Source organism: Mycobacterium noviomagense (genome assembly GCF_010731635.1).
In the GTDB taxonomy this organism is placed as follows: Bacteria; Actinomycetota; Actinomycetes; order Mycobacteriales; family Mycobacteriaceae; genus Mycobacterium; species Mycobacterium noviomagense.
Map to the genome: position 1 here is coordinate 2,610,052 of NZ_AP022583.1, position 15,379 is coordinate 2,625,430.

The following is a 15,379-nucleotide window of genomic DNA, read 5'->3' on the forward strand; positions in this document are numbered from 1 at the left end:
TCGGCGAAATCGGCTGAACGAGCCTCGGCGCTCGGCCATTGTGAACTGAGCGCGCCGACGCGGCGTCAGAGGATTGGAGGATCAATGCGAATCAGCGTGAATTGCTTTCTCGGCGAGGACCCGAGCCGGTCGCTGGTCGATGACTTTGTAACGGAACTGGCGCAGCTGCGGGATGAGGGATTCCGGCGCGCGTATGGGTTTCGCAGATGCCCTGGCAAGCCGATGTGTTGACGGTGCTCGCGGTCGAGCTGCGGGAAGTTGGACGCGATCGAGGTAGCAACCGGTGTGCTGCCGATTCAGAATCAGTACCCTATGTTGTTGGCGCAGCGCGCGCCCTCACGCTCAGCTTGATCTCCGGTGGTCGCTTCATACTCAAGTTGGGCATGACCCACCGCATGGTCTCCGAGGGAATGTGGGGTATTCCTTGGGACAAGCCTGTGCGCCGACTCAGTGAATACCTCGATGGCCTTCTGCCGCTCCTCAATGGAAAGGCGGCCAACGCGACCGGTGAAACCGTGACAACCCGCGGGAAATACGTATCCCCAACGCGCCTGCGCCGCCGGTACACATCGCAGCGCTGGGCCCGCAGATGCTGCGGCTGACGGGCCGACGTTGTGCGGGGACGGTTACCTGGATGACCGGACCCAAGACCTTGGCTGAACACGTCGGCCCGACACTTCATCGCGCCGCCGCGGAAGCGGGTCGCTCGGAGGGCGAGGTGCAGGTAGCCGCCTCGCTGCCCATAGCGGTCACAGATGACGTCGACGCCCTCCGCGCACGAGCCGCAGAGCAGTTCGCGGTCTATGGGCAATTGCCGTCATACCGCGCGATGCTCGATCGCGAGGGGTACCGCGACCCCCAGGATGCAGCGCTTATCGGCGACGAAAAGTCAGTGACGCAACGGATCGACGAGCTGCACGACGCCGGTGTCGACGAGTTCGTCGGCTATCCCTTCGACGCATCCGACGGCGGCCGTGCCCGCACACGGAAGCTTCTGCGCGATTACCGCTGATGCGCATAGCATCCCCTATATGAGAAGGGCTTTCGTCGTTACATTCGCGGTCGGGCTGATCATCGCAGTATTCGGTCTAATATGGGCGCTCCAGGGCTTCGGAGTGCTTGGTGGTAGCCCGATGAGCAACACCACGACTTGGTCGATCATTGGTCCGATCACGGTGGTGATCGGCATCGTGGTTGCGGTGTTCAGTTGGCGCAAACTGTCGTCGAAATAGTGCTCATGTCTCGGCCACGGTGAAGTCCACCGTGTGCCAGCCGGTGGCGCCGTCCGGGACGCTACCCACCCGATGTTCCGTCTGGGTAGCGCCGGTGTTGTCGGTGGCGCGCACGGTGATGGTGTGTTTACCAGGGCTTTTCGCGTGCCAGGGGAAGCTCCACAGCCGCCACGTCTCGTTGGAATAGCTCGCGCCCTGTTGCGCGGGCTGCCATACGCCATCGTCGATGAGGACCTCCACGGCCCGCACGCCACGGTTTTGTGCCCACGCGACGCCGCCAAACACCACCGGCCCCATCGGCACCTTCTGACCGCTTTTCGGCACGTCGATCCGTGACTCGGTCTTGACGGGTGCACGCGGTGCCCAGCCCTGCCGTGTCCAGTACGCCTTTGCTCTGTCGAAGCGGGTCAGCTCCATCTCGACGACCCACTTGGTGGCTGACACGTACCCGTAGAGTCCGGCTACTACCAGCCGGGCGGGGTAGCCATGCTCGATCGGCAGCGGCTGCCCGTTGAGGCCGACCGCCAGGAGCGCGTCGCGGCCATCGGTGAGCGCCTGCACTGGCGTGCCGGCGGTGAACCCGTCGATCGATGTGGAGAGCACCATATCGGCGTCCGCGTGCACACCGGCCACTGCCAGCAGGTCAGCCAACCGGTAGCCTGTCCAGACGCCCGTCGAAATAAGGTTGCCGCCAACGGGGTTCGACACGCAGGTTAGCGTCGTCACCGTTTCGACGACGTCGAAGTGGGCGAGGTCGTCGAAGCTGTAGGTGGCTTCGCGGTCCACCATGCCGTGAATGCGCAGCCGCCAGTCGCTCTGGCTGAGTTGGGGAACACTGAGTGCGGTGTCCACCCGGTAGAAGTCGGCGCTGGCGGTGACAAAGCTCGGTAGCGCAACGCCTTTCGGTTGCACATCAGGAGATATTGGTGGTGCCGATGTGCGGGGGTGGGGAAGCGCGAAGCTGTTGCGGTCAGCAGCCACCGAATGCACCAACCGCGTCATGGCCGCACCCACCACGCCACTCACTAGTCCGAATCCGAGCAATCCGAACATGACCAACCTGCGCCTGCCGGCATCCGGCTCGTCGTGGTCGGCTCTGTCTTCCGGATCTCCGGGGCCGGCCCAGAACCGACGGGTGAGCAAGCGTAGGGCCGCCACGCCGCAGGCAGCACCGGCGACGGTGGGGATCGTGTCGAGTGCTGTCGCACCCTGCCGGGACAGCACTGCGATGCATCCCAGAATGCCCGCCGCGGCGATCGCGGCGCTGCCGAGCGGGCGGCGCCGAGTCTCGAGGGTCCCGGCGATTGCAGCGATCGTAGCGATCACCACCAGCACGACGACGGCCAGGAAGAGTTTGTCCAGAGAGCCCAGGGTCTGAATCACCCACTCTTTGATGGGCCCCGGTGTCAGGTCGACGACCACTGAGCCGATCGCAGTACGGGCATCGGCCCCTGCGCCGAACGGGATGCCCACCAGCTGGGCCACCCCGAGTGAGACGGACGCGGCGGCGACGCCGGCGATCATCCGCTCATTGGACGAGGCGATAGCCACCGGAGCTACTGTACTCGCGTTTCCCTCGACGACCGCAAAAACCTTGCGGTGCAGACGAACCGGTGACACCGGCATGCTGCCGTCGTGCCCAGTTTGTCTGGAAACAGACGAGTTTCGAGACTCTCGAAAGTTAGCCGCAATCTCTGGGTGCCTCCGCAATCAGGCTGTAGTGCTGTGAAAGACCGGCCAGCCGATCGCGGTCCCGCCTGTCAGCTAGCAGCAAAGCAATGACAGCTTGGTCGGTGTACGGCAAGATTAGTGATATGGCCAGCTCGAAGGGTGTGCGCCAGAGCGACAACAAATCTGCCGCGCAATCTGCTGTGGAGACGGCGCAAGCGGTCGCCAGCGGTACTATGCGTATCCCGCGTGCGTCGGTTCAGATTGCTGCGCAATTGCCGGATTTACTGGAGAATCTCGCGGTCGCGACCGAGCGCCTCAACGCGACAATCGACCGCGCGGAAAGGTACATGGCGCTCGCCGACCCCATGGTTCGAACCATGGACCGTTTACTGCCGCAGCTGGAAGCGCTTGTCGCCGCGGGCAACGACGTGTCCAAGGCCATGTCCAGCATCCCGGGAGCCTCTGTCTTGAGTCGGCTCGTCGGCGAACCGTCGCCGGGCGAGGGTGGAGGGGACGATCCCAACGAGGCGGGACAGCGAGCGAAAGATTAGCTCTGGCGATGGTTCCCGAGCGGTGCCTGTCTTAGCGATACCGTTCTCAACGGCGTTTTCCAACACTTTGATGCGTTGATAGCCAAAGGCTCTCGCGAGCTTTGCCGCGACTAATGCGGGTACTTGCCGATGAAAAATCGCTCGTAGCCGGGCACTTTGCATACTGGATCCCCAGCGATGGCTGGGTGACAGTTGTGACGCGCGCGCCAATGAGCCGGTGCACCAGCTCATTTCGCGTCGTCGACGAACAACGCCATCGAGGCGGTAAATGTGTGCAGTGCGTTGCGACCTGCGATCGGGCCGATTTCCCCGGCGGCGAAGAAACCGGCGAGCGCAATCCCGCCAAGCAGTTCGGCGATGGTCGACGCGTCGTGGTCGGCCACCCCGAACATCCGTCGCCCGCGCGCGTTGCAGGCGAACAACAGCGCGCCGACCGGACGCCCGGGCGCCTCGGCGGCGGCCCGCTCGACAGCCAGCCGCAGATCCTTGTCGGCGCTCACCGCGTCACGCACCTGAAACTGCACGGTGGCGCCGACCGGGACAGCCTGGCCGATCTCGATCGCCCCGGATGCGGGATCGGCGCCCAGCAGCCCGCGAATGATGAAGTCACCCTGGCCCGGAGCCGTCAGGTGCTCGTCGGCGACGATCCCAATCTGCACGCCGCGGCTGACTACCTCCTGCTCGCCGCGCGGCAGCTCCTCGACGATCTCCCGCAGCCGCTGCAGCGGCGAGCGGCCGCCCAGCTCGGTGACCACGTCCTCTTCTGCGCCGGTGACGATGTACGGGTGGCCGATCGGCCGGCAACCCTGCGACACAATCGGGATCGCCTGCCTGGCCGGCAGGCGCACGCCCACCAGCCCGGAGCTGAGCACGTGCCGGTCGCGAAACAGCCGGGTCTCGCCGGATGCCCGCCCGCCGCTGACCAGACCGCCCACCACTGTCGTTCCGGGCAGGTCCTTATTCAGGTGCTCGACCAGCAGATGCGACGGGAAGGTGTATGGGTCCGACAGCAACACGTGCAAATCGTTCCCGGCCGGCTCGAACCGGTACCCGGTGAGTAGGCCACCCGAACCGGTGGCGACGAAGTCCAACTCGAACGTCTCGGCGGGCAGGCCGGACGCCAGCCAGACCGCCACCGCGGGCGCGTTCTCCATCTCCCGCCTGTCGGCGACCACCGCCTGGGCCACACACCCGATCAATGCCGGCGGCTCGACCGTCTCCTGCACCGCGTTGAGAATGCCCACCGCCTCGTCGCTGTGCGACCACGACGCAAACAGCACCGCCAGCGACGGCGCCTTACCGGCGAGCCCGTCGCGCGCCAGCTCCGCAGCTTCCACCGCGGCCTTCCGCCCACCGGGCACGGTGGAAACCCCAACGCCGATCCGCACCCTTCCATGATGCGCCGCCCGGGGCGCAACGAAACGTTCAAGGCCGCAGCCGTACCGACGGTCATGGTCGGTTCGGAGGCGACAATTGGATCACCCTGACTAGGCAATTACCGAACGGCGGAGTTGATGGGACTGTTCTTGGCGCAACGAGAGTTCACGGCGTACGGCCCGTCGTATTGGGCTGTCATCGCCGTGTTCGCGGTCGGTTCAGCGCTTCTCGTCTGGGTCGGACGCTCGCAGACCGAATCGCAAGCCCGGCGCCTGGGCCGCATCCTTGGGGCGGTGACGGCCGCGATCTACGGCGTGATGCTGGTCTATTCACTGGTGCCGCCGACCATCAGCGAGTCGGTCCCACTTCGCCTGACCGATCTTGCGACCGTCGCGGCCGCCTACGCGCTGTGGTCGCAGCGACACTGGGCCTTCGCACTCACCTACTACTGGGGTCTGACGTTGAGCACCCAGGCGTTGATCTCACCGGTTCTAAAGAGCCCGGATTTCCCCAACTACCAGTTCCTCGGGTTCTGGGCGATTCACCTGCTTGTCGTCTGGGCAGCCATCTATCTCACGTGGGGTCGCAGAAGACGGCCCACCTGGCGCAGCTACCGCTTCGCGGTCATAGTCACCGTTGGCTGGGCAGCAGCTACCTTCACGTTCAACAGCATCGCGGGAACCAATTACGGCTTCCTCAACGGAAAGCCCCGCACTGCATCCCTATTGGACGCATTGGGCCCGTGGCCGGTGTACATCCTGACGGCGGCCGTGCTCATCCTCGTCGTGTGGGCCCTGATGACCTGGCCGTGGCAGCGAACAGCACGCTAAGCCGAAATCTCCGCCCGCGTCGGATACCGGGTGGACTATCCGGCCAGAATCACCACGCCGGCACAATCCAGGCCAGCCATCCGCGTCGCCGCGGCTTCGCACCGGCAACATCTCAAAACATGAGCCGTAGCCTTCTCATCCCACATCCCTTCCGCCGCAGTGAACTTTGAATATGTCGTAGACGCCGTATGTGCCGAGATTTGATGTGGTTCTGCGGGCCGGCCACACCTCGTACGGGATGCGTTGAAATACGCGCCGATCAGTGACTCTTAGCGTCCATCAATGCTTCTGAGCAACCCCCGCTGAAGATCGTTGCTGAGCTGGGCTATGTCGTCAGCTAGCCGTGCTTGGCAGTTCGCGTTAACGAACAGGCTCTGCTGAAGCAGCCGCCGTTCACCAGAGACGGTAGGAACGCTCCCGTGATGCGCAGGCAAGTGGCACGCCCATGGTAGCAATTCTGCTACCATGGGCCCTATGGCGACCATTCCGCAAAAAGAACTGCGCAACAACGTCGGCGAGGTGCTGCGCCGAGCAGAAGCAGGCGAGGAGATCACGATCACCGTTGCAGGCCGGCCGGTGGCGCAGCTTGGGCCAGCCATGCACAGGCGATGGGTCAGCGGGCCGGCGTTGCGCGCGGTCTGGCATGGCCCGGCCCCGAAAACGCTTGGGGCAGACCTTGAGCGGTTCCCAGCTTCGATCGTCAACCCGTTCGAGTAGCGGATGCGCGCGGTCCTTGACACCTCGGTGCTGATCGGAGACGAACCGCCCTCGCACGTCCAGGCCGCGATAAGCGTCGCTTCGATTGCCGAACTCCATTTTGGTGTCCTTGTCACCAGCGACGATGATGAACGGGCGCTTCGTACCGAGCGGCTGGGCGCAATCGAATCGGCGTTTGACCCGTTTCCGATCACGGTCGAGATCGCGCGAGAGTGGAGTCGGCTGTCAGCCGCCGTCAGTAACCGGGGCGGCCAGCCCCGGCGCCGCTCAATCGATCTCGTAATCGCTGCCACCGCGAACATTCAGGGCGTGCCTCTCCTCACCCACAACACCGGCGACTTTCAGATCATTGGCGATCTCGTCGACGTTCGCCATCCATCGCAGGTTCAGCAGCTTGATCCACGTGCGAGCGAGTGACCACCAACGCTGCTCACACCAGCTTGTCGCTGAAGCCGCTATTAGGCAGAGATTTCGCCTAGTGGTCCGGTGACGTGACCGGTGTGAGAGACGTGACGCGCCTGTCAATGCGGCTCATTTTGACAAACAGCGCCATCGACTCCGTAAACGCCTGCAGCGCATCGCCTTCCGCTCAGCCGCTCGCCGAGGCGCTGGTGGCGTGCCCCCGATGAATGAGTCCGCCTTTTTTAGAGCCTGTGGCCCCGGGTTTGGCCGCGGTCGCGGCCGTGCGCCGTCTAGCGGCGGCGCGACTTGCAAAAACTCAGGGTCATTTGGTCATCGAGAACCTGTGATACGACTCTCCTGTTGCTCCAGAAACGCGACTTTATTAAGCAGCCATGCAGCAATAGTTCACGTGTAGCCAGCGGGTCGAACGTTCCGAAGCGCGGCCGAAGCACACACTGAGTCCGTCTCACCGCCACTTGCCCTGATGCCAGTGCAGTACCTCACCCCAGCAGTAGAAGATCGCGCGGTTGAGGTGCAGTTGCTGCTGGCCGATCGTGGTAAGCATCGTGGACCATCGGTCCCGGATCTTCTCGTCGCCGCCCTCGCCGAAATATCTGGTCTGACAGTTCTGGCTTTGGACAAGGACTTTGAACTGATAGCACAAATGACGGGGCAACCAGTCGAGCGGCTCCGGCTCACCACGTAGCTGAGCCGCTTCACTGTCGCGGATCGGACAGCCCCGTCAGTGTGTCTACGTGGTAGCGGCTGGCCGTCCAGGGCGGCGAGTGAGCGGTCGGCCTCAGCGTGACCGTGATGCGGGATTTGCCCGCGGTCAGCGACTCTGGCACCAGGTAGGTGTCATCCAGCCAACGATGAATGCTGTTGCTGCGCGGCTGCAACCACGTCCCGGCGCGCACACCGTCGACCGCAACGTCTGCTGATTGAAATCCGTTTGCTTGGTCCGACGTGCGGCGTAGCAGCAGGCCGTGGTTGTCCGGACGGACCGCGACGTCGAACGTGATCGCAGCGGTGGTGCTGCGGACCAGTCCGACGATCGGGCGGTTGTCGTCGCTGCCCTCATACTCGCTGACCAGCAATTGGTCGGCGGCGGCGTCGTCGGTGTAGCCGTGCAGCAGCCGGCCGATCGGATCGCCGGGGTTGACGTCGTCGCTGGGAGCAACGGTGTCGTCCGGTTGGGTGTACAGGAAAGCCGTTGAGCTGTAATCAGGTTCGACCATGTTGCGTTTCCCATGCTCGATGCCGAACCGCAGCGCCGAGTGGTAGTCGATAGCCTCGGCGAACATCAACCGATAGGCGGCCACACAGTAGCCCGCACATCCACCGGCCGCCGTGCGCTGATCGGGTTGGCCGGTGAGCGGATCGCTGAAGTGCGTGCCGCCCTTGAAGTACCAGCCGCCCTCGTAGAAGTCCTCCGTGCCGGTGCCATACCACTGCGGCGACGCGGCACCGTCGGTGTAGACGCGTTCGGCTCCCTCGAGAAAGTACGGGGCGGCGTCGCTGAACGACGTTTTGATCGGTGCACCACGGATGGTGTGGCTGACGCCGACGAATTTGCCGTGCCCATGTTCATCGGCGAACACCCAGTCCTGGCCAGGGGTCGTCGGCCCGGTATGCGAGCGTGCGGTGAAGTAGCCGGCGCGGCCACTGGCCAGCGCGGGCCCCCACTGCGGGTCGGGTGCGATCGCGACATCGCTGTCGATCCCCGCTACAGGATTGCCGGTCGTGTTGAGCAGCGTGACGCGCGCCGTGCGGGCGAACGGCATTGGCCACCAAGCCGACAACGCCAACGCGCCGCCGGGTTGCGGGATCGCGGCGAACATCAGCGAGCGCACGCTGGTGGCGCCCAGCCCGGCGCCGAAGAACTCCCCAAGCGGCGAGTCGACTGTGGTGTGGCCGTCGAACTCGATCTGTAGCCGCAACCCGGTCAGAAGTGGATCCGCCGGTTCTGGCAGCCACAGGTGCAGCGCCGAAACCAGACCGGGCCCAGACGATTCCGCGATCGTCTGCCCAGCACCGGCAGCAAGCTCGACAGCCCGATGGATATGCGTCGCGGTGCGTGCGGCCGGTTTCGGGTCGCTGGTGCCCGCGGCGCGCAGCGTGGCCAGCACGTCGAGCGCGGGGTCGGCGGCCGAAAACGTGGTCACCCCGGCACCGCTGGAAAACTGGCGATAGTCGACGTGGTAGTACTCCAAATTCGCTGCGACGCTGATCCGCATCGACGTCCGGTACGGCATCGGCACCTTGATGTACACGCCGCCCGGCGACTGCGCGGCGTTGGCCACCAGCGGCCACACGAACGGCGCACCCAGCGCGCCGTCGACCACCGATTGCAAGGGTGCGTCGATCACCGTCTGCCCGTCCAGCTCGACGCGGATCGTCCCGATCGCGCGCACATTGCCGCCGTCGCGGGTAAACCAGATCGAATCCACCTCTCCGGCACCGCGATCCTCGGCGATGACACACCCTGCGCCGCCGGGCGCCAGACACCCGCCGGTGCCGTTGCGGTTACCGGTGGAGACGTCGAAATCACCGCCGCTGCGATCGAAGCTCGACACCTGCAAGGTCTGGGTATCGGCGCTCAGATACGGCAACCGATCCAGTCGGCGGTAGGTGTCCCAGCCCACCAGTCTGGCGCCGGGTTCGGCAGTAGTCGGCTCGGCGTGCGCGGTCCCGCCAGCAACCACCCCGACCAGCAGCACCGCGAACATCGCAGACAACGCCCGAGCAGCCACCGGCACAGCACCACAGGCTACGGTTTCTGGGGATTTCCCGTACTGGTTCGGCAGGGTGGCCGGCGCGACGGTTGCACGGTTCCAGCAGGTTGGGTAGCGCCGCATGCATTACGCGAATTGTCCGGTCCGAATGCCGTGGAGCGTTAGTGTCTGCGGTAGGCACCCAAACGACGCTGCGGAGGGCAGATGACGGCCTATCAGACTGTGGTGGTCGGCACTGATGGCTCGGAGTCGTCACTGCGTGCTGTCGAGCGCGCGGGCGAGATTGCTGCCGAGTCGAACGCCAAGCTCATCATTGCGACCGGCTACTCTCCGCCCAAAGAGGACCCGCGCGCGGCCGATGTCCTGCGCGAGGAAAGCTACCTGGTGAGCGGCGCCGCGCCGATCTACGAGATGTTGCGCGATGCCCGCGATCGCGCCAAGGCGGCGGGGGCCAAAGACATCGAGGACCGGCCGATTCAAGATGCTCCGGTCCAGGCGCTCGTGGACCTGGCCGAGGAGGTCGGGGCCGATCTGCTGGTGGTCGGCAATGTGGGGCTCAACGCGCGATCGGCGATCGTCGGACGGGTGTTCTCGATCCCCGGGGCTCTGGCCAGTAAGGCCAAGATCGATGTGCTGATCGTCCACACCACCGGCTGATCGAGAGCCCGCCGAGTGATCGTTGTCTGCCCGGGTGTCGCAGGTTGGCCAGCCCCGGCATAAGAACAGGGTGCGTTCGGCTACGCTGGCGCAGGTAGTTATCGGCAACGGCTCTCCTTCAGCCCGGACGGGCCGACGCGGCTCGGCCCGTAAGTGGTTCGTGCGCATGGCCTTTGCTGTTGCAGGTGTCTTGCTTGTATTGGCCGCGGCGCCTTCCAGTGGCTATGTTGAGCACCCAGCGGTAGGCGATGTCGCGCAGGCCACGCAGACGCCGGCCGCGGCACCCACCAATGCAGCGCCCCCGGCGGTCGTGCACGAAACCCAGGCGCCAGACGCGGCTCCCACGCCTGACTTCCCGGCCGTGTCCAAGCTGATGAACGATGCTGTTGCGGCACAACGGCTGCCAGGCGCTGTGGTGGTGGTTGGGCACGCCGGCGAGGTCGTCTTCCGTCGGGCGTATGGCTCGCGCAAGCTTGCCGGCGAACCGGGTCTCGACGGCTCGCCGGCACCGGCGGAGCCGATGACCGAGGACACCATCTTCGATATCGCGTCGTTGACCAAGTGCCTCGCAACGGCGACCGCGATCATGCAGCTATACGAACAAGGCAAGGTTGCCGTCGACGATCCCGTGCAGAAGTATTTGCCTGACTTCAACACGGGCAACGATCCCCAGCGGGCGCAGGTGACGGTTCGCATGTTGCTGACGCAGACGTCAGGTGAAGCGGTCGACGTCAACCTCGCAGATCCCTGGGGACTGGAGCGAGCCGACAAATCAGAAGGCATTCACCGCGCGCTCACTGCGCCGTTGCAGTCAAGTCCCGGTATGGGTTTCCGCTACTCCGACATCAACTACATTCTGCTGGGCGCGCTGCTCGAGAAAGTTACCGGTGAGCCGGAAGACGTCTACGTGCAGCGCAATGTCTTTGCGCCGCTTGGGATGCGCGAGAGTCGCTATCTTCCGCCGACCAAAGCGTGTGGTCCGCACAAGATCAGAGGGGCGGCGATTGCCTGGGCTCCCGCCGGGCGAATGCGGGGGCCTTGTCCCGCGGGGACGTGGAGCGTAAGTCTGTTGTCGCGCATCGCACCGACGGCACGTGATGAGGAAAACAGAGCCGATCCGGGCAAGAATCCCGATTACGATGCGCTGCTTCGGGGTACGGTGCATGACCCCACGGCGCGCCGCATGGGGGGAGTGGCCGGGCATGCCGGTGTGTTCTCGACGGCGCACGATGTCGGCATCTATGCGCAGGCGCTGCTTGATCGGCTTGCGGGTCGCCCGAGCAACTTTCCTCTGACACAAGCGACTTTGGAGTTGATGACGACTCCGGAGCAGCCCGGACATACACCCGGCCAAGTCGATGCAGCCAACCAGGCGGACCGAAGCAGGCTCCACTATCCAGCGATCAACGGACAGAACCTGTTCGGCTTCGGCTGGGATATCGACACGGCCTACTCGATGCCGCGAGGCCGGATCTTTCCCGTCGGAAGCTTTGGCAACACCGGCTTTACCGGGACCTCGCTGTGGATGGACCCAGGCTCCGATACCTATGTCATTCTGCTGTCGAACGCCATCCACGTGCGGGGCAGCACACCGATCACCGATCTGCGTGGCGCAGTCGCGACGGCGGCAGCCCAAGCCTTGCGTCTGTACGGCAGTGGTGGGTAGAACGCCGACGACCACGTACGTTGGTGGCCACTGATTCGCATTGCGCAGAAACGCGTGCTCAGGGCAGCGAGCATGACAGCTGGCATTTGTTTGCCGCTTGCTGTTGACGACATCGCGCATCCGCCGGGGGCTGATGTAGCCGTGGTCACCTGTCGGTGGTCGACGCTTGAATGCGGTCATGTTTCGAGTGCAGATGGTTCATCCAGGGCTAGGTCTCGGGCAGCATGTTGCCCGGCGGTGTTGCCGAGGTTATCTGGGGCCTTGGTCGCATCTATATCAGCATTGATATAAGATGGCTATCGACCTGAAGCCAGTCAGATGGCTGGACAACTCGGGAAGACACCCGCGAGCAACGTCCGGCCATCCGAAACGCCTTCGGTCAGCAGCTGCTTCGCTTGCAAATGGGGCTGATGCCCAACAACTACAAACCGATTAGTGCCGTGGGCCCCGGTGCGTACGAGATACGAGTTCAGGACGCCGATGGCATTGTGCGGCTTATTTACGTCGCGAAGCTCCACGGGACGATTTGCGTCCTTCACGTCTTCACGAAGAAGTCGCAGAGGACACCGAAGACAGATATTGGTCTCGCCAAGAAGCGCTATCGAGAGGCAATACATGGCTGACAGCGTGTTTTACGACCTGACTGACACTCCAGAGGAGGCGGCCAACCTGACCGCGCGCGGCATGCTGATGATCGCTATCGAACAGCGAATCAAAGAAGAAGGTTGGACACAGAGCGAGGCTGCCAGGCGTCTTCATGTGAGCCAGCCCCGCATTTCGGATCTGGTGAACGGAAAGATCAACAAGTTCAGCCTCGACGCGCTGGTCAACATGCTCGCGCCAGTCGGCCTGACATTGGATGTCCGACCGATCGAATATCCGCCGGTGCGGACGCCGAAGAAGCTCAATCGCGATCGTTCCACAATCGCCAATTCCAGAAGGCGTAAGGCGCTCAGTTCGGGCTGACCTCATTGCCGCGTTTTCGACAGGTACGATGCCTTGTGCTGCCTGCAAAGGCAAGGGACAGAGCCTAATCCAGCCAGGTAGCTCCCGAACGGGCGCAGTCACCGGCTTGGCGATCGAAGCCGGCTTAACGCTTGTCCTCGAACAAGTCGACCAGCTCCGGCACGGGCTTTGCTGTCTTGACAAGTACGCCGTGGTCGCCGCGATCATCGACGCCAGGGCGGCGAGCAGTGCCACTGCTACGCCGAACTCGCGCAGAGGCGGGCATTTCGCATGTTAGGTCTAGGGCGTGAGCGGTGTGACATGTGTGACGGCTATCGGACAACCTGCCCGACGCTACAGTCCGGGCGCCGAACGCAGCCGATCGACGTCCATCCGCCCGGGCGCGCCGCCGCTGGCGGGGAAACTGTTCGGCAGCTTGATCAGGTCGCCGCGCCGGGTCGGGTCATCGGCGGCCTGCCGTGGGGTGTGGCCGGCGAGCGCGGGGATCGGCTGATCGAGCCACCGGGTCTCGTAGTCGCGGATGAATTCATTCGGTGCCGCAGCAACTTTCGGGTCGTCAGATTCCAGCGCATCCTCGTCGGCAGCGCCCAGCTGCTTGGCCATCTCGGCAGCTTCGCGGACGTCGGTAAAGCACCTAATCCTCCTCCGCGGGACTCACAGGACTGGTGAGTCAGCTGTGATCTTTCCCGTCCTGGAAGCATCGCTTGTCATCTGGCAGACAGCGGTACCATCGGTCAGGTAGAAAGGTACCGCATGGCGCTGAACATCAAAGATTCGTCTATTCACGAGAAGGTCCAGCAAATCGCGAGGATCACAGGGGAGTCGCAAGCGCAAGCAGTAGCCACTGCGGTCAACGAGCGTTTGACCAGACTGCAAAAAGACGATCTTGCGCTGCGGCTGTTGGCCATCGGCCATAAGACCGCCAGCCGTATGAGCCCGGAGGCCGAGCGGGTGGACCATGCAGCGTTGCTGTATGACGAACGCGGGCTACCTGCGTGATCGCCGACACGTCGGCGATCATCGCGATACTTACCGGAGAGGACGATGCTGCGGTCTACGCTCAGGCCATTGCTGACGCAGATGTAAGAAGACTTTCCGCGGCAACCTATCTCGAATGCGGGATCGTACTCGACTTGCAGCGCGATCCGATTATCAGCAGAGGTTTGGAGGAGCTTCTGCAGGAGGGCCAGTTCGTGGTCGAGCCGGTGACCGAGCGTCAGGCCCGCCTGGCGCGACAGGCCTACGCGGATTTCGGCGAAGGCAGCGGCCACCCGGCTGGCTTGAACTTCAGTGGATGCTTCTCATACGCGCTGGCGCTCGACCTACGTGAGCCGCTGCTGTGGAAAGGTGACGATTTCGGGCACACCGGGATCCCATCCGCCCTGCACGGATGAGCCAGCGGGCCACCACGCCGACGCCGCAAACTGAGGAGCCTCCGCCCCGCTCAGCTGCGGTCATGGTGGTCGACGGTGTGGCCGCTCTCCTCAGCGCGGCTGGCCTGCCCACGCCACTTCTGATATCCGCGCCGCGCGGCGAACACGCCGACAATGGTGGTCGCGCACCACACCGCAATCGCTGCGTAGGCGAGCGCAGGCGAGCGGTCCGCGATCGATGCGCCGAGCGAGGTGTAGACGAACGCGCGCGGCACCGAACCGATGAACGCGCCGACGGCCATCTGCCACAACGGAACTCCGAACGCCCCGAACGCATAAGACGCGAGCGCATCCGAGATGCCGGGAACGAAGCGTTGACCGACGACCGCCCACAATCCGCCTCGTTCGATCAGCGCGTCGATGCGGTCGGCGCGTTGAGTACCCAGCAGAACCCGCACGCTGTCTCGGCCGGCCCGACGGCCGATCAGGCTCGCGACCACCGCGGACCCCACCGTCGCACCCAACGTCACGACGATGCCCAGCAACGGGCCGAACAGAAAGCCGCTGCCAGCGGCAAGAATCGGGCCCGGCACAAACAACGCGCCGAGGACGGCCGACACCACGACGTAGGTCAACGGCGCCGCCGGCCCCGTCGCCGAGACCCAGCGCCGCACCTCCTCGACATCGATGACCCGCCTGACGGCTACCAGATAGAACATTCCGATAAGGAAGGCGACGAACACCGCGAGCCGCACAATGTGGCGTCGTCGCGATGTCGGTGGGGAACCGTCGTTGTCGACCATGCTGACCGCGATTGTTCCGCATCGGCGCTCGTCGTCTCCCGGCCGGTGGCTGCATCGATGCAGCGATGGAAAAGTGGGTATGCGTACCACAATCAATTTTCCCGACGACTTGCACAAACAAGCGCTCGCGATCGCGGGACGCGCTGCACATTGAACGAAACAGTCGCCTACCTCGTTCGGCGCGGACTCGGAACCGGCAGTGCTGTCGCGGTCTCCATAGACCCCCGGACGGACTTGCCTGTGGTGAGCGTCGGCACCGCCGTGACGTCGGAGGACGTGCGCCGCTTGGGGATGAGCAGTGACGGCGCTGCTCGCCAGCGAACACGTGCATCAGAAACGGTTCCTGGTGCACAACAGTCAATCCGTAGCAGCGGCGTGCGAGTCGTCGGCGCAATCCAG

General features: G+C 64.2%; 14 protein-coding genes and 5 pseudogenes. 14 read left to right on the forward strand and 5 right to left on the reverse strand.

Annotated features, from left to right (window positions below; genetic code table 11):
- Positions 1–84 precede the first annotated feature (84 nt).
- Positions 85–1,012 (forward strand): annotated as a pseudogene (locus tag G6N15_RS12070) (TIGR03564 family F420-dependent LLM class oxidoreductase).
- Between the two features lie 19 nt (positions 1,013–1,031).
- A complete protein-coding gene (locus tag G6N15_RS12075; RefSeq protein ID WP_083088692.1) occupies positions 1,032–1,232 on the forward strand; it encodes a hypothetical protein in 201 nt (66 codons plus the stop codon).
- Positions 1,233–1,235: 3 nt separating this feature from the next.
- Here G6N15_RS12075 and G6N15_RS12080 read toward each other — a convergent pair whose 3' ends face one another.
- Positions 1,236–2,756: a molybdopterin-dependent oxidoreductase gene (locus G6N15_RS12080; protein ID WP_083088701.1), complete on the reverse strand. Its 1,521-nt coding sequence runs from the start codon at positions 2,754–2,756 to the stop codon at positions 1,236–1,238.
- Between the two features lie 290 nt (positions 2,757–3,046).
- Here G6N15_RS12080 and G6N15_RS12085 point away from each other — a divergent pair, with 290 nt between their 5' ends.
- Positions 3,047–3,454 (forward strand): hypothetical protein, encoded by a 408-nt coding sequence (locus tag G6N15_RS12085; protein WP_083088693.1) that lies wholly within the window; start codon positions 3,047–3,049, stop codon positions 3,452–3,454.
- Positions 3,455–3,681: 227 nt separating this feature from the next.
- On the opposite strand, the gene G6N15_RS12090 is transcribed toward G6N15_RS12085, so the two are convergent.
- Positions 3,682–4,842 carry an FIST signal transduction protein gene (locus G6N15_RS12090; protein ID WP_163748055.1) on the reverse strand — a complete coding sequence of 387 codons (1,161 nt, stop codon included), beginning with the start codon at positions 4,840–4,842 and terminating at the stop codon, positions 3,682–3,684.
- A gap of 126 nt (positions 4,843–4,968) precedes the next feature.
- On the opposite strand from G6N15_RS12090, the gene G6N15_RS12095 reads away from it, so the two are divergent.
- The 4 genes and pseudogenes from G6N15_RS12095 to G6N15_RS23235 form a co-directional block, all read left to right on the forward strand.
- On the forward strand, positions 4,969–5,661 hold the full coding sequence (locus G6N15_RS12095) for a YwaF family protein (protein WP_083088284.1): 693 nt from the start codon (positions 4,969–4,971) through the stop codon (positions 5,659–5,661).
- A 474-nt stretch (positions 5,662–6,135) separates the two neighbouring features.
- On the forward strand, positions 6,136–6,378 hold the full coding sequence (locus G6N15_RS12100) for a type II toxin-antitoxin system Phd/YefM family antitoxin (RefSeq protein ID WP_083088285.1): 243 nt from the start codon (positions 6,136–6,138) through the stop codon (positions 6,376–6,378).
- A gap of 27 nt (positions 6,379–6,405) precedes the next feature.
- The gene (locus G6N15_RS12105) at positions 6,406–6,795 is read left to right on the forward strand and encodes a PIN domain-containing protein (RefSeq protein WP_232070214.1); all 390 of its coding nucleotides are present in this window, start codon (positions 6,406–6,408) and stop codon (positions 6,793–6,795) included.
- A 448-nt stretch (positions 6,796–7,243) separates the two neighbouring features.
- Positions 7,244–7,486 (forward strand): annotated as a pseudogene (locus G6N15_RS23235) (VapC toxin family PIN domain ribonuclease); the annotation flags it as partial.
- 10 nt (positions 7,487–7,496) lie between these two features.
- Here G6N15_RS23235 and G6N15_RS12115 read toward each other — a convergent pair.
- The gene (locus G6N15_RS12115) at positions 7,497–9,509 is read right to left on the reverse strand and encodes a glycoside hydrolase family 172 protein (RefSeq protein WP_083088287.1); all 2,013 of its coding nucleotides are present in this window, start codon (positions 9,507–9,509) and stop codon (positions 7,497–7,499) included.
- Positions 9,510–9,719: 210 nt separating this feature from the next.
- On the opposite strand from G6N15_RS12115, the gene G6N15_RS12120 reads away from it, so the two are divergent.
- The 4 genes and pseudogenes from G6N15_RS12120 (at position 9,720) to G6N15_RS12135 (ending at position 12,804) form a co-directional block, all read left to right on the forward strand.
- Positions 9,720–10,172, forward strand: coding sequence for a universal stress protein (locus G6N15_RS12120; RefSeq protein ID WP_083088288.1), 453 nt, complete (start codon positions 9,720–9,722; stop codon positions 10,170–10,172).
- A 166-nt stretch (positions 10,173–10,338) separates the two neighbouring features.
- Complete coding sequence (locus G6N15_RS12125) at positions 10,339–11,838, forward strand: serine hydrolase domain-containing protein (RefSeq protein ID WP_083088289.1); 1,500 nt, start codon at positions 10,339–10,341, stop codon at positions 11,836–11,838.
- A 359-nt stretch (positions 11,839–12,197) separates the two neighbouring features.
- Positions 12,198–12,461: pseudogene (locus G6N15_RS12130) on the forward strand (type II toxin-antitoxin system RelE/ParE family toxin); the annotation flags it as partial.
- Positions 12,454–12,804 (forward strand): helix-turn-helix domain-containing protein, encoded by a 351-nt coding sequence (locus G6N15_RS12135; RefSeq protein WP_083088291.1) that lies wholly within the window; start codon positions 12,454–12,456, stop codon positions 12,802–12,804. The pseudogene G6N15_RS12130 and the gene G6N15_RS12135, both read left to right, overlap by 8 nt.
- A gap of 333 nt (positions 12,805–13,137) precedes the next feature.
- Here the strand turns inward: G6N15_RS12135 and G6N15_RS12140 are convergent.
- Positions 13,138–13,440 (reverse strand): annotated as a pseudogene (locus G6N15_RS12140) (hypothetical protein); the annotation flags it as partial.
- 117 nt (positions 13,441–13,557) lie between these two features.
- Between G6N15_RS12140 and G6N15_RS12145 the strand changes: the two are divergent.
- On the forward strand, positions 13,558–13,803 hold the full coding sequence (locus G6N15_RS12145) for a type II toxin-antitoxin system VapB family antitoxin (protein WP_083088293.1): 246 nt from the start codon (positions 13,558–13,560) through the stop codon (positions 13,801–13,803).
- Positions 13,800–14,198 (forward strand): type II toxin-antitoxin system VapC family toxin, encoded by a 399-nt coding sequence (locus G6N15_RS12150; protein ID WP_083088294.1) that lies wholly within the window; start codon positions 13,800–13,802, stop codon positions 14,196–14,198. The genes G6N15_RS12145 and G6N15_RS12150 overlap by 4 nt, the downstream gene beginning before the upstream one ends.
- Before the next feature lie 50 nt (positions 14,199–14,248).
- On the opposite strand, the gene G6N15_RS12155 is transcribed toward G6N15_RS12150, so the two are convergent.
- The gene (locus G6N15_RS12155) at positions 14,249–14,980 is read right to left on the reverse strand and encodes a TVP38/TMEM64 family protein (RefSeq protein WP_083088295.1); all 732 of its coding nucleotides are present in this window, start codon (positions 14,978–14,980) and stop codon (positions 14,249–14,251) included.
- Positions 14,981–15,059: 79 nt separating this feature from the next.
- Between G6N15_RS12155 and G6N15_RS23600 the strand changes: the two are divergent.
- Positions 15,060–15,268, forward strand: a pseudogene (locus G6N15_RS23600) (antitoxin); the annotation flags it as partial.
- Between the last annotated feature and the right edge of the window lie 111 nt (positions 15,269–15,379).